Genomic DNA, 356 nt, shown 5'->3' on the forward strand with positions numbered 1-356 from the left:
GAGCTCGATCAGCACGATCGCCGCCGCGATCGCGATCTCGGTGCGGTAGGTGCGCAGCAGACGCGCGCCGGCTCCGGCGCGGCGGGGGCGGAGGGGCGGGGCGTGCGCCGGCACGCCCGCGACGGTGTCGGTCATGGGGTCGTCCTCGAGGTTCGAAAAAAGGCGCGCCGGGTCGCCGCTACGCCGCCATGCCGGTCGCCCGCGCGAGGGCGACCTCGTCGACCTGCGCGCCGGCGATCGTGCCGCTCACCGCGCCGCGCAGGTCGAAGGCGACGACCCGGTCGCAGATCTCGACGAGTTCGGGGAATTCCGTCGACCACCACACGACGACGGTGCCGTTGGCCGCCATCGCGCGG

The sequence above is a fragment of the Methylobacterium platani genome, assembly GCF_001653715.1.
Taxonomy (GTDB): domain Bacteria; phylum Pseudomonadota; class Alphaproteobacteria; order Rhizobiales; family Beijerinckiaceae; genus Methylobacterium; species Methylobacterium platani.